The 12,778-nt window shown below is 67.2% G+C and carries 13 protein-coding genes and 1 other RNA gene; 3 read left to right on the plus strand and 11 right to left on the minus strand.

What is annotated here, in order from left to right; all coding sequences use genetic code 11:
* The first annotated feature begins 43 nt into the window (after positions 1-43).
* Positions 44-727, plus strand: coding sequence for an undecaprenyl-phosphate galactose phosphotransferase family protein (locus KBZ14_RS06665; protein ID WP_255117537.1), 684 nt, complete (start codon positions 44-46; stop codon positions 725-727).
* Here the strand turns inward: KBZ14_RS06665 and cbiB are convergent.
* From cbiB to KBZ14_RS06690, 5 genes are all read right to left on the minus strand, one after another.
* Entirely contained in the window at positions 721-1,713 is a 993-nt protein-coding gene (gene cbiB, locus KBZ14_RS06670; protein WP_399210730.1) for an adenosylcobinamide-phosphate synthase CbiB, read from the minus strand. The two genes, KBZ14_RS06665 and cbiB, sit on opposite strands and share 7 nt — an antisense overlap.
* Positions 1,714-1,762: 49 nt before the next feature.
* Positions 1,763-2,758, minus strand: a complete 996-nt coding sequence (gene ilvC / locus KBZ14_RS06675) for a ketol-acid reductoisomerase (protein ID WP_255117539.1) — start codon at positions 2,756-2,758, stop codon at positions 1,763-1,765.
* A gap of 61 nt (positions 2,759-2,819) precedes the next feature.
* Positions 2,820-3,422 (minus strand): ATP-dependent Clp protease proteolytic subunit, encoded by a 603-nt coding sequence (locus KBZ14_RS06680; protein ID WP_255117540.1) that lies wholly within the window; start codon positions 3,420-3,422, stop codon positions 2,820-2,822.
* Between the two features lie 36 nt (positions 3,423-3,458).
* The gene (locus KBZ14_RS06685) at positions 3,459-4,166 is read right to left on the minus strand and encodes an ATP-dependent Clp protease proteolytic subunit (RefSeq protein WP_255117541.1); all 708 of its coding nucleotides are present in this window, start codon (positions 4,164-4,166) and stop codon (positions 3,459-3,461) included.
* A gap of 31 nt (positions 4,167-4,197) precedes the next feature.
* A complete protein-coding gene (locus KBZ14_RS06690; RefSeq protein ID WP_255117542.1) occupies positions 4,198-5,391 on the minus strand; it encodes a PIN/TRAM domain-containing protein in 1,194 nt (397 codons plus the stop codon).
* On the opposite strand from KBZ14_RS06690, the gene hemW reads away from it, so the two are divergent.
* Entirely contained in the window at positions 5,390-6,715 is a 1,326-nt protein-coding gene (gene hemW, locus KBZ14_RS06695; RefSeq protein WP_255117543.1) for a radical SAM family heme chaperone HemW, read from the plus strand. The genes KBZ14_RS06690 and hemW overlap by 2 nt on opposite strands.
* On the opposite strand, the gene panB is transcribed toward hemW, so the two are convergent.
* Complete coding sequence (gene panB / locus KBZ14_RS06700; RefSeq protein ID WP_255117544.1) at positions 6,636-7,454, minus strand: 3-methyl-2-oxobutanoate hydroxymethyltransferase; 819 nt, start codon at positions 7,452-7,454, stop codon at positions 6,636-6,638. The genes hemW and panB overlap by 80 nt on opposite strands.
* Positions 7,455-7,499: 45 nt before the next feature.
* Between panB and ffs the strand changes: the two genes are divergently transcribed.
* An RNA gene (ffs, locus tag KBZ14_RS06705) (signal recognition particle sRNA small type) lies at positions 7,500-7,596 on the plus strand.
* A gap of 91 nt (positions 7,597-7,687) precedes the next feature.
* Here ffs and ftsZ read toward each other — a convergent pair.
* The 5 genes from ftsZ to miaB form a co-directional block, all read right to left on the minus strand.
* On the minus strand, positions 7,688-8,806 hold the full coding sequence (gene ftsZ / locus KBZ14_RS06710) for a cell division protein FtsZ (protein ID WP_255117545.1): 1,119 nt from the start codon (positions 8,804-8,806) through the stop codon (positions 7,688-7,690).
* A gap of 128 nt (positions 8,807-8,934) precedes the next feature.
* Positions 8,935-9,789 (minus strand): cell division protein FtsQ/DivIB, encoded by an 855-nt coding sequence (locus tag KBZ14_RS06715; protein WP_255117546.1) that lies wholly within the window; start codon positions 9,787-9,789, stop codon positions 8,935-8,937.
* Entirely contained in the window at positions 9,786-10,196 is a 411-nt protein-coding gene (locus KBZ14_RS06720; RefSeq protein ID WP_255117547.1) for a hypothetical protein, read from the minus strand. Before KBZ14_RS06720 ends, KBZ14_RS06715 begins: the two co-directional genes overlap by 4 nt.
* Positions 10,193-11,284: a D-alanine--D-alanine ligase family protein gene (locus KBZ14_RS06725; RefSeq protein ID WP_255117548.1), complete on the minus strand. Its 1,092-nt coding sequence runs from the start codon at positions 11,282-11,284 to the stop codon at positions 10,193-10,195. The genes KBZ14_RS06720 and KBZ14_RS06725 overlap by 4 nt, the downstream gene beginning before the upstream one ends.
* Positions 11,285-11,358: 74 nt before the next feature.
* On the minus strand, positions 11,359-12,768 hold the full coding sequence (gene miaB / locus KBZ14_RS06730; RefSeq protein ID WP_255117549.1) for a tRNA (N6-isopentenyl adenosine(37)-C2)-methylthiotransferase MiaB: 1,410 nt from the start codon (positions 12,766-12,768) through the stop codon (positions 11,359-11,361).
* Between the last annotated feature and the right edge of the window lie 10 nt (positions 12,769-12,778).

Raw genomic sequence — 12,778 nt, forward strand, 5'->3', positions numbered from 1 at the left:
GCTTCTTTAATTGGGTTCAGAACCGCTTCTGAGCCAGGGCCGTTTGTCTGCTGCCGCCGCCATTCCGGCTGAGTCAACCGCCAGCACCCTTCTGGCTGCCCAGTCGAAGCGAGGGCGCATGCTCAAGCGGGCCGGCGATATTTTCTTTGCGCTGCTTGTGCTCAGCCTGGGCTCGCCGCTGTTCCTGCTTCTGGCGCTCTTGGTGAAACTGAGTTCCAAGGGCTCGGTGTTCTACAGCCAGCGTCGGATTGGGCGCGGCTACAAGGGCTTTGGCTGCCTCAAGTTCCGCACCATGCGGAAGGACGCGGACCGGGTGCTGGCCTCTGTGCTCGCCTCCAACCCCGCTCTGAAGCAGGAGTTCGAGCGTGATTTCAAGCTCAAGAACGACCCGCGCATCACCCCCATCGGGAAGTTCCTGCGCCGCTCCAGCCTTGATGAACTCCCCCAGTTCATCAATGTGCTCAAAGGTCAGATGAGTGTGGTGGGTCCGAGGCCGATTGTGTGGGATGAGCTGGAACGCTATGGCCGTGCCATGGATGAGGTGCTCGCCGTGCGGCCTGGCCTCACCGGCCTGTGGCAGGTTTCTGGCCGCAACAACCTCAGTTACGAGACCCGGGTGCGCCTGGATCTCCGCTACGCCCGCAGCCGCAATGTCTGGTTGGATCTGCGCATCATCCTGCGCACGGTAGGGGTGATCCTGCTGCCCATGGACCGCGGCGCCTACTGAGCGCTCGCCGCTAGCAGCAGAGCCACCGCCAGCCACACCACCTGCAGGCGTGTGCTGAGCTGCAGCATCTGCTCCACACTGGCGGCCGTGGGAGCTGGCCAGCCCTGGGCGAGCAGGGGCTTGGCTTTGCGTTGATGGCCGTAGCGGTTCCAGCCACCCAGTTGCACTCCCACGGCATGGGCGTAGGCGGCCTGGGACACACCGGCATTCGGCGATGGGTCCGGGGCACCATCGGCCAGGGCCAGGCGGAACAGCCGCAAACACCCCACCGGCCCCCGCCCGGCCACTAGCGGCAGCCCTAGGGCCACCAGCCGGCAGGGCAGCCAGGTCAGCAGGTCGTCGAGTCGGGCGCCGGCGGTGCCCAACCACTCCAGCCGGCCGCGCCGGTAGCCGAGCATTGAATCGAGGGTGCTGGCGGCCTTGAAGGCCCAGGCCAGGGCCAGAGGGTGGCCCACGGCAGCCCCCACCACCATCCAGAACAGGGGCGCGAACAGGCCGTCTACGGCATTTTCACTGGCGGTTTCCGCCGTTGCTCGCAGAATCTCCGGAGCATCGAGTTCCGCGGTGTCGCGGCCCACAATCCAGGCCAGGCGCCGGCGCGCCTCGGCCAGATCCGGCAGGGCCGCCAGCACCTCCCGGGCCGCCTGCTCCAGGCTGCGGCCCGCCAGGGCACTGGCCAGGCCGATCAGCAGCAGCGCCAGCGCTGGAAGGCGCAGGGGCAGCGGCCCTTGGCGGGCCCACCATTCCAGGCTCCAGCCCGCCATGGCACTGCCGCCCACCAGCAGCAGCGTGATCAGGCCGCCGGCCAGGCGCAGCTTCCAGGGGGTATCGCCCGCCCAGGCCTCGGCGCCTCGGCGCAGGGCGGTGATCAGCCAGCCCATCACCACCACCGGATGCAGACACCAGCGTGGGTCCCCCACCAGGCGGTCGAGGCCGCAGGCCAGCGCCACCAGCAGGGTGGCCAGCAAAAAGGGGTGAACCCCCATGGAGTCCACCCCTGAGATCAGATCCGGCATGGGGGCCGCAGAGCTGGGATCAGGCCGCCTTCAGCCAGCTGAACATCGAGCGCAGACCCTTGCCCACCTGTTCAATCGGGTGCTGGGCATCGCGCTCGCGGATCTTGGCCATCTCCGGCTTGCCGGCCTCGCACTCGGCCACAAAGTTGCGGGCGAAGGTGCCGTCCTGGATGTCGGTCAGGATGCGCTTCATCTCGGCCTTGGTGTCGGCGGTGATCAGGCGCGGGCCGCTCACATAGTCGCCGTACTCGGCGGTGTTGGAGATCGAATCGCGCATGGCGGTGAGGCCGCCCTTCACCATCAGATCCACGATCAGCTTCACCTCATGCAGGCACTCGAAGTAGGCCAGCTCGGGCTGATAGCCGGCTTCCACCAGGGTTTCAAAGCCGGCCTTCACCAGCTCGGACAGACCGCCACACAGCACGGCCTGCTCGCCAAACAGGTCGGTTTCGGTTTCTTCCTTGAAGTTGGTTTCAAGGATGCCGGCGCGGGTGCCGCCGATGCCCTTGGCGTAGGCCATGGCCAGTTCACGGGCCTTGCCGCTGGCGTCTTGGTGGATGGCGAACAGGGCGGGCACACCCATGCCGTTCTGGTATTCCCAGCGCACGGTGTGGCCGGGGCCCTTGGGCGCGATCATCACCACGTCCACATCGGCGGGGGGCTTGATCAGCTCGAAGCGGATGTTGAAGCCGTGGGCGAAGCTCAGCACCTTGCCAGCGCTCAGGTGCGGCGCAATTTCTTTGTCGTAAACCGCTTTCTGGAACTCATCGGGCAGCAGCACCATGATCCAGTCGGCCTTGGCCGACGCATCGGCCACGCTCAGCACTTCGAGGCCGTCAGCCTTGGCCTTCTCGGCGGAGCGGCTGCCCTCGTAGAGGCCCACCACCACGTTCACGCCGCTGTCCTTGAGGTTCAGGGCGTGGGCATGGCCCTGGCTGCCATAGCCAATGATGGCCACCGTCTTCCCGTTCAGCAGGCTGAGATCGGCGTCGGTGTCGTAATAGAGCTTGGCCATCCGGGCTTTCGCGAGCAGGGCAAAGAGTGAGCTTACGAAAGCGCCTTGCCGGTCCTCTAGCTCAGGCCTCGGTGGGGTGGGCAATCACCCGGTCGATCAGGCCATACTGCACCGCCTCGGCGGCGCTCATGAAGTAGTCGCGGTCGGTGTCCTTCTCGATCTTCGGCAGGGGCTGCCCGGTCATGTCGGCCATGCTCTGGTTGAGCATGTCCTTGATGCGCAGGATCTCGCGGGCTTCGATTTCGATGTCCGAGGCCTGGCGCTGGCTGGTGCCGCCCAGGGGCTGGTGGATCATGATCCGGCTGTGGGGCAGGGCCAGCCGCTTGCCCTTGGTGCCGGCGCCCAGCAGGAAGGCGCCCATGGAGGCCGCCAGGCCCACGCAGATGGTCACCACGTCGCTCTTGACGTACTGGATCGTGTCGTAGATAGCCAGGCCGGCGGTCACCGAGCCGCCTGGGGAGTTGATGTACAGGTAGATCGGCTTGGAGCTGTCCTCCGAGTCGAGGTAGAGCATCTGCGCCACCAGGCTGTTGGCGATGGCGTCGTTCACCTCGGAGCCCAGGAACAGGATCCGCTCCACGCCCAGGCGTGTGTAGATGTCAACCCAGCGCTCGTACTGGCTGCCGGGGAGGCGGTAGGGAACGCTGGGGGTGCCGATGGGCATGGCGGGATCGCGAGGGGGGCTGGCTGAAGGGTGGGTTTAGCTGATGCCGGGGTTGCCGGGGCTCACGCCGCCGGCCGCCGCCGTCAGGGCGCCGGGCAGCTGCTTCTGGCTGGTGAGAACCCGGTCGATCAGGCCATACTCCACCGCCTCGGCGGCGGTGAGATAGGTCATGCGGTCCGAGTCCTTGGAGAGCTGCTCCACGCTGCGGCCGGTGTTGATCGAGAGCATCTCGAGCATGGTCTGCTTGTTGTGCAGAACTTCCTTGGCCCGGATCTGGATGTCGCTGGCCTGGCCGCGGGCGCCGCTGCGGGGCTGGTGCAGCACGATCGAGGCATGGGGTAGGGCGGCGCGGTGGCCCTTGGTGCCCGCGCTCAGGATCATCGCGGCCGTGCCCATGGCCTGGCCGATGCAGATGGTGTGCACCGGCGGCTTCACGTAGCGCAGGGTGTCGGCGATGGCGAAGGCTTCGGTTTCGAAACCGATGGCATCGCCTGAGTACCAGCTGGTGCCTGTGGAGTTGATGTAGAAGAAGATCGGCTTCTCTGGGTTGTCGAACTCCAGGTAGAGCAGCTGGGCAATGATCAGCTCAGTCACGTCGATGCCCATCTGCCGCTTGGCGTCGTCGTCGCTGAACAGCGGCAGGCCCAAGTACACGATGCGCTCCTTGAGCAGAAGCGAGGGCAGGTCGGGTGGCGGGGTGCGCATCACGGCGGAATCGCCGTAGTAGGGGGCTGACGCCGACATCCGCGGATCACTGCAGGCCTGAACCGGGAGCCTAGCGGGGGTTTGCAGCGTCCTGATCGCCCTTGGCAGGCCGTTTGGGGGCGGATTTCCCCTTGGTGTTGCGGGTTGGATTGGCTGGGGTGGGCCGCGGCGGCGCGCCAGCTTCCGCGGCTTCGGCTTCATCGCCTCCCAACTTGGCGAACACCATGCGGCCCGTCGGGGTCTGCAGGGCGCCGGTCACGATCACCGTGAGGCGCTCGCCGGTTCGGCCGTGGCCGCCCTCCACCACCACCATCGTGCCGTCCTCCAGGTAGCCCACACCCTGGGTTGATTCCTTGCCATCACGCACGATCTTGAGGTTGAGATCGTCGCCCGGTTGCACCTCCGGACGCAGGGCGATGACCAGCTCGCTCAGGTTGAGCACTTTGAGCTCCTGCACCTCGGCCACCTTGGCCAGGTTGTAGTCCGCCGTGAGCAAGGTGCCGCCGGTGTCGGCGGTGAGCTTGAGCAGTTTGTCGTCCACCCCGTTGCCCTCGTAGCGGGTGGTGTTCACCACCAACCGCCGGCCGTAGCGCTCCCGCAACTCACTCAGCAGCTTCAGGCCGCGGCGGCCCTTGCCGCGCTTTTCGGTGTTGCCCGAATCGGCCAGGGCCTGCAGCTCGTCGATCACGCTCTGGGCCACGATCACCTGGCCCTCCAGTAGGCCGGAATTGAGCAGGCCGCGGATGCGGCCGTCAATGATCACGCTGGTATCGAGGATCTTGGCGCTGGCCGGCATCAGCACCCCATCGGCCACCAGCAGAGCTTCGGTGCTGTTGGGGTTGAACAGGCGGAGCAGGGTGCGGCCGTGCACCTCAGCCAGGTTGTAGCCCGACACCCCGAAGAACACGTTGGCAGCCACGGCTGCCAAGGGTTTCACCAGCACCAGCTCCCAGGGCAGGGAGAGGAACAGGATTGGCGAGATCAGCAGATTGGCCACCAGTAGGCCCAGGATCAGGCCCACGGCACGGCTCACCAGCAAGTCGGTGGGCATGGTGCGCACCTGCTGCATCAGCCGTCGCCGCAGCTGCTGGAACACCACGCCGGCTAGCAGCCCCGCCAGGGCACCGGCACCGCCCAGGATCCAGCTGAGCCGCTCCAGGTTCTGGATGCGGATTAGCTGCTGCTCTGGCAGCAGGTCCACGCCGAGCCAGCCGGCGGCCGCCCCCGACACCACGAACAGCACCAGGATGAGGGTGTCCACCATGTCCGGTGCTGTGGCTGCAACGCGCTTCGAAGACGCAGCATGCCGGATCCCGGGCCCTTTGGCCGAGGGAGGTAACCGGCCGTTTCCTCAAACGGTTGCCCCGGTTTGGCCGCCCCGCAGTGCCTACCTGCACATTCCCTTCTGCCATCGGCGCTGCTTCTACTGCGACTTCCCGGTGGTGCCCCTCGGCGACCATGCCGATGGCGAGCGCTCCGGTTCGATCGCGGCCTATCTGGAGCTCTTGCAGGCTGAGATCGCAGCAGCCCCCGCTGGTCCGCCCCTCTCCACGGTGTACGTGGGAGGCGGCACGCCCTCGATGCTCACCCCCCCCCAGCTGCAAGGGCTGTTGGCCGCCCTGCGGCGCCGCTACGGCCTGGCCCCGGGCGCCGAGGTGAGCCTGGAGATGGACCCTGCCAGCTTCGATCAGCAGCGCCTGGCTGGCTACCTGGCCGCGGGGGTGACCCGGGTGAGCCTGGGGGGGCAAAGCTTCGACGACGCTGTGCTGGCCAGCCTCGGCCGGCGCCATCGCCGCGACGATCTGCTCCAGGCCGCCCAGTGGCTGGCGGCAGCGCGGCAGCGGGGCGCCTTGGCCAGTTGGAGCCTGGATCTGATCCAGGGGTTGCCGGGGCAGACCTTGGCCCACTGGGAGCAGCAGCTGCAACAGGCCGTGGCTCTGGCGCCGCCCCACCTTTCGGTGTACGACCTGATCGTGGAGCCCGGCACGGTGTTTGAGCGCCTGGAATCTCGGGGAGCGTTGCAGCTGCCGGAGGCCGATCTCGGTGCCGATCTGATGGAGTGCACGGCCCAACGCCTGGCCGCGGCTGGCTATGGCCACTATGAGATCTCCAATTACGCCCAGCCGGGCCATGCCTCCCGCCATAACCGCGTGTATTGGAGCGGTGCTGGCTGGTGGGGGTTCGGCATGGGGGCCACCTCAGCCCCCTGGGGAACGCGGCTGGCGCGGCCCCGCACCCGAGAGGCCTACGCCGCCTGGCTGGCGGCGCTGCAGGTGGGCCGCAGCGGCGAATGCCAGGAGCCCGATGCGGCGATGCCTTTCGATGAGCTGGTGCTGGTGGGCTTGCGGCGCCGGGAGGGGGTGGATCTCGAGGCGTTGGCCCTGCAGGCGGGTTTGCCGGCTCCTGATCTGCAGGGCCTCCAGGCCCGCTGGCAGCCCTTTCTGCAGCAGGGCTGGCTGCGGCGGGAAGGGCACCGTTGGCGCCTCACCGACCCGGAGGGTCTAGCCCTCAGCAATGCGGTGCTGCGGGAGCTGGTGCACTGGTGGGAGCAGCGGGATGGGGTCTCAGATCGGCTACCCAGCCGCTGAGGGCCTCCACACACAGCTGGCGCCCCTGGAACAGGGGTGGGCAGAAGGGGGGCTGGCGCTCGGTGAGGCCCAGCAGGTCGGCGGTGACGCGCACCTGGCCGTCGCAGTCCTCGCCGGCGCCGATGCCGATCACTGGGATGCGCAGGTCGTGCCGCAGGCTGCTGGCCAGGGCCGCGGGCACGTGTTCGAGTACTAGGGCAAAGCAGCCAGCGGCCTGCAGGTCGGCGGCTGCACGCCGCAGGCGCTCCTGGCTGATGGGGTCGTTGGCTTGGCGGCGATAGCCGAGACGATGAACGGATTGTGGGGTGAGGCCCAGGTGGCCCATCACCGGGATGCCGGTGCGTACCAGCCGGTCCACCACCGTCACGATCTCGGGTTCCCCTCCCTCGAGCTTCACGGCCGCAGCGGGACTGTCCTTCAGCACCTGTCCGGCGGCTGCCACGGCGTCATCCAGGCCGCACTGGTAGCTGAGGAAGGGCAGATCGGTCACGATCAGAGGCTGCTGGCCGGGTGGCTGGCGCAGCCCCCGGCCGACGGCGCGGGTGTGGAGGATCATCTCCTCGAGGGTCACCGGCAGCGTGGTGGCATGGCCCAGCACCACCATGGCCAGGGAGTCGCCCACCAGGATCACATCGGCGCCCGCGGCTTCCACCAGGGCGGCGGAGAGGGCATCCCAGGCGGTGAGCACGGCGATGGGCCGGCCTTCCTGCTTGTGGCTGAGCAGATCCGCAGGACGCAAGGGCCGAACGCCTCAGAGCTGAAGGCCCATTGCTAGCATCAAACCGACTCGGACCCACGCGGCCCGGACGCCTAAATCTGGTCAGGACCGGAAGGGAGCAGCCACACGGGATGCTCCGGGCAGGCGTGGACTCCGGGTCACCACCTTCAGTCTGCAGTTAGAACCCCACGCAAGTCCCCAGAGAGGAGCCTGCGTGGGGTTTTGTCTGGCCTGGCTTGCCGAAATGGCCTGGCTCAGCTGTTCTGTTGGCGGTTCAGCAGGAACGAGGGGATGGCGGCGCCCGGCTGGTCGCTGTCGCTGGCGGTGTTGCTTAAGCCGTTGGCAAAGCTCTCAAGGCGACGCTCGGGTCGGTAGGGGCCACCACCCTCGAAGCCGGTGGCGATCACCGTCACATGGATCTCGCCCTCCAGGCGCTCGTCCACCACGGCGCCTACAATGATGTTGGCCTCAGGATCCACTACGTCGTAGATCACTTCCGAGGCGGTGGTCATGTCCTCGAGGGTCATGTCCTTGCCGCCGCTGATGTTGATCACGCAGCCCTTGGCGCCATCGATGCGGGCGGCCTCCAGCAGGGGGCTACTGATGGCGGCCTGGGCGGCCTCCGTGGCCCGGGAGCGTCCCGAACCCACTCCCAGGCCCAGCAGGGCGGTGCCGGCGTCGGTCATCACCGAGCGCACGTCCGCGAAGTCCACGTTCACCAGGCCTGGCCTGGTGATGATGTCGCTGATGCCCTTCACCCCCATGCGCAGCACGTCGTCGGCGGCGCGGAAGGCCTCCTGGAGGGGGGCACCGGCGATGGCATCCCGCAGGCGGTCGTTGGGGATCACGATCAATGTGTCCACGTGCTCGGAGAGGCGGGCGATACCCTCCTCGGCTTGGCGCATGCGGCGGCGACCTTCAAAGCTGAAGGGCTTGGTGACGATGCCCACGGTGAGGGCACCGCATTCCTTGGCCACTTCGGCCACCACCGGCGCCGCGCCTGTGCCGGTGCCACCGCCCATGCCGGCGGCGATGAACACCAGGTCGGCGCCCTGAAGGGTCTGGGCCAGATCGGCCCGGGATTCCTCTGCCGCCTTCTGGCCAATCGCTGGGTTGCCGCCAGCCCCCAGGCCCCTGGTGAGTTTCTGGCCCAGCTGCACCCTCTGTTTGGCGGACGACTGGATCAGGGCCTGGGCATCGGTGTTGAGCACCCGGTAGCCCACTCCCTGTAGATCGGAGGCAATCATGCGATTCACGGCATTGCTGCCGCCGCCGCCCACGCCGATCACCTCAATGCGGGCCGATTGGCTTGGAACGATGCCGCCGGCTCCATTGCTGGATGCAGGGATTGGGCCTTCGTGGGCGATCTCCATAGAAGATCCAATTCCGTTCATGCTGGGCTGCATTATGTCCTTGGAAGGGTCCAATCAGGACCAGTTGTGTGAGCACTTTTGCGTTGTTTTTCCAGGACCGCAACACCCTGTCACCATTTGCCGGCTTGTTAGTCGCGGCTCGCGGTGGCCGGTTGAGGGGCCTGGGGCCGGGGTTTACCTGGCAGGCCCAGCTCGGGTTGCTCCGGGTCGCTCAGGTCAATCGATTGCACTTTGAGCCCCTGCATCCGCTGGGGTAACCGGCTGGAGAGGTGTTGCAGCACCTCAAGTCTGCGGGGCAGGCGCTCATCCGGCGGGCCCAGATGAACCTCCCCTAGGGCAGCGGTGCGTAGCCAGAGGCTGCCGCCGGGCTCGAAGCGCACCTCCTGCAACGGGCTGCCAACCTGATCGTGTTTGGCGAGCACTAGGGCGAGCGGTGCCCGCAGCCGTTCCTGCCAGCCGGTGACCCGCAGCTGGGGTGTAGTGCCTGTGGTGCGGATGCGCTGCTGGCGGTTGGTCATCCAGTTGCCCAGGCGATCCACGTAACCCAGTTCACTGCCTTTGCCCGTGCGGCGCTGGGCTTGGGCCACGGCTTCGCGGTCTACCAGCTGGATACGCAGCCGCGGCGGCAGCATCAGCCGGCTCACCTGCACCCGTTCCACCGGCAGGGCTGCGGCTAGTTGAGCGCTCAGTTGTTGGGGTTTCACGCTCAACAGCTGTAGGGGAAAGCGCAGATGTCCCTCGCGGATCACCTGGTCGCGATGCACCAAGCGGGTGCCGCTGATCTCCACCTGCATCGGGCTGCGCAGCACCCAGCCTTCCCGCAGCAGGAACCAGCCCAGGGCTCCAGCGGTGCTGCTCAGCACCGCAATGCGCCAGAGGTTCTTGAGGCGCTCGTTGCGGCGTTGCTGGCGTAGTTGACGCCGTCGTTCGGCTCCCAGGGAGCCTGGCCGGTCACCGTCGTTGGAGGCGCGGGCCTGGCTCACAGCTCGCAACGCGAGCGCGCCATCAGTTCGGCCATCCAGCGGCGGGCCCGACCGGCATCGGAAAAGGGAAGATCTTTCTGCTGGCCGCCTCCCACCAGGCGCAGTCGGCAGGCACCCTGGGCCTCTTCGGTGAGGGGGGCTTCTCCGGATCCGAGGGCCAGCAGTTCAACCAGCTCAAGGCTCTTCACCGCAAAGCTGTCCTTGGTGGTGAGCTTGCCGGATTCGAACACGCTCCAGCTCACCACGCCGTCCAACAGGCGCGCACCGCCGCAGTCGTCGAGTTTGGCTAGCTCAGAGCCCTCGGCCCAGGCCCGGAACAGCCGCTGGCGGCGGCGTTCGAGCCAGCCCAGGGCTGTGATCAAGGGGAAGACCACCAGCAGTGGTAGCCACAGCAGGCCATGACTCATGCGGCTTCCGCCCTCCCATGCACTGTTTCGCCCGATTCTTGCGCCAGTTCCACCAGCTGGTGCACCAGCTCCTCAACTGGTAACCCCGTGGCTTCCCAGAGCATGGGGTACATGCTCTGGCTGGTGAAGCCCGGCAGGGTGTTGATCTCGTTGAGCCAGAGGTGGCCCGTGGCTTCCGCGTAGAAGAAATCCACGCGGGAGAGGCCCTCCGCTGCCACGGCGCGACAGGCGGCGATGGCCATGCTGCGTGCCTGGTCGGCGATGGCGGCCGGCACCACTGCCGGAATCACCGTGTGGCTTTTGCCCTCGCTGTATTTGGTCTCGTAGTCGTACCAGTCGGCGTCAAAGCAGATTTCGCCCAGCACGGAGGCCCGCATCTGGCGGCGTCCCAGCACGGCGCACTCCAGTTCACGGGCCTGCACCCCCTGTTCCACCACCATGCGGTGGTCGTGGCTGGCGGCTTCCTGCAGGCCGGTCAGCAGTTCGTTGCGGTTGGTGGCCTTGCTGATGCCCACCGAAGAGCCCAGATTCGCCGGTTTGATGAAGCAGGGGTAGCCCAGTTGCTGCTCCAGCCGGCTCAGGAGCGGCTCGGGGTTGCCCTGCAGTTCAGCGGCGTCCACACAGGCGTAAGGCACCTGGGGTAGACCGGCGGCGGCGAAGGCGGCCTTCATGGCCTGTTTGTCCATGCCCACGGCCGAGCCCAGCACCCCGGACCCCACAAAGGGCACCTGCATCAGGCTGAACAGGCCCTGAATGGTGCCGTCTTCACCGTTGGGGCCATGCAGCACTGGCACCCACACCTGCACGTCCAGGGAACCTTCGGGGAAGCCCTGAAAGCCTGGCCGCAGGGGAGCTGCCGGCAGATCCGCCGCCGTGGCCGGTATGCCCTTGGCCAGCACCGCATCGGCCACCGCAGGCGGCCACCAGTGCCCCTGCTGATCGATGTAGAAACAGCTCACCCGGTAGCGCGCGCCATTGGCACCGCGGCGCAGGGCCGTAACCACCGTGTTGGCCGATCGAATCGACACGGCATGCTCCCCGGAGACCCCCCCGAACACCAGACCGAGGTGGGTGGGGGATGGGCTCATGGCGCAGGGTGTAGAGGGGCCAAACGTATCAGCGATTCGGGTTTGAACCAGGGACTGTGGGGCGGGAACGGCCCTCAGGCCACCGCCACGCCGCTCAGGGAAAAGGGACGCACCGCCTCAATACGCACCGCCGCCAGATCGCCGGCCTGCCAGGCCCCACCATCGGCCTTGGGGGCGGGGAAGAAGGTGAGCCGATTGGTGCGGGTGCGCCCCATCACCTGCTGGGGATCCTTGGGATTGATGCCCTCCACCAGGATCTCTTCGATCCGGCCGGCGTAGCGGGCGCTGCGCTCCCGGGCGGTGCGCTCCACCAGGGCGTTGATCTCCTGCAGGCGCTCCACCTTCACCTCCTCGCTCAGTTGGCCCGGCCAATCGGCGGCAGGGGTGTTGGGCCGCGGCGAGTAGGCGGCGGTGTTCACCGCATCAAAGCCGAGCTCCTCGATCAGGGCGAGGGTGCGGCGGTATTGGGCATCGGTTTCACCGGGGAAGGCCACGATCACATCGGCACTGATCGAGGCATCGGGCATGCGCTCGCGGATGCGCTCCACGATGCGGCGGTAGCGATCCACCGTGTAGCCCCGCGCCATGGCCTTGAGCACGTCGTCATCACCGCTCTGGAAGGGCACGTGGAAGTGCTCGCACACCTTGGGCAGGTCGGCGCAGGCGTCGATCAGCCGCTCGGTGAAGTAGCGGGGGTGGCTGGTGGCGAAGCGGATCCGCTCAATCCCCGCCACGTCATGCACGTGATGGAGCAGGTCGGTGAGGGTGTGGGCGCGGCGGCCTTCGGGGGTGATGCCGGGCAGGTCGCGGCCGTAGGCATCGATGTTCTGGCCCAGCAGGGTGATCTCCTTGAACCCCTGGGCCGCCAGCCCTTCCATCTCCAGCTTGATGGCCTCAGGCAGGCGCGATTGCTCCTGGCCCCGCACCGAGGGCACCACGCAGTAGGTGCAGCGCTCGTTGCAGCCGTAGATCACATTCACCCAGCCGCAGATGCTGCTGTCGCGCCGGGCGGTGGTGATGTCTTCGAGGATGTGGTGCTCCTCGGTGGCCACCACCTGCTGGCCCTGCTCCACCTGGGCCAGCAGCACATCGAGCCGGTTGGCGTGCTGGGGGCCCATCACCAGATCCAGCTCCGGTACCCGCCGCAGCAGGGATTCCCCCTCCTGCTGGGCCACGCAGCCCGCCACGACCAGGGTGAGGTTGGGGTTGGTGCGCTTCCGTTGCGCCTGGCGCCCGAGGTAGCTGTAAACCTTCTGCTCAGCGTTGTCGCGGATCGTGCAGGTGTTGTAGAGCACCAGATCGGCACTGTGCTCGTCGTGGCCGGCCCGATAGCCCATCGATTCGAGGATCCCGGCCATCCGCTCGGAATCCGCCTTGTTCATCTGGCAGCCGAAGGTGGTGATCCAGTAGCTGCCGCGCCTGGCCGCTGTGGCAGGGGCAGAGCTTGGGCTCGTGCTGCTGGTGCTGATCGTGGAGGCCGTCATCCGATCAGTT

The organism is Synechococcus sp. HJ21-Hayes (genome assembly GCF_024345835.1).
GTDB lineage: Bacteria > Cyanobacteriota > Cyanobacteriia > PCC-6307 > Cyanobiaceae > Vulcanococcus.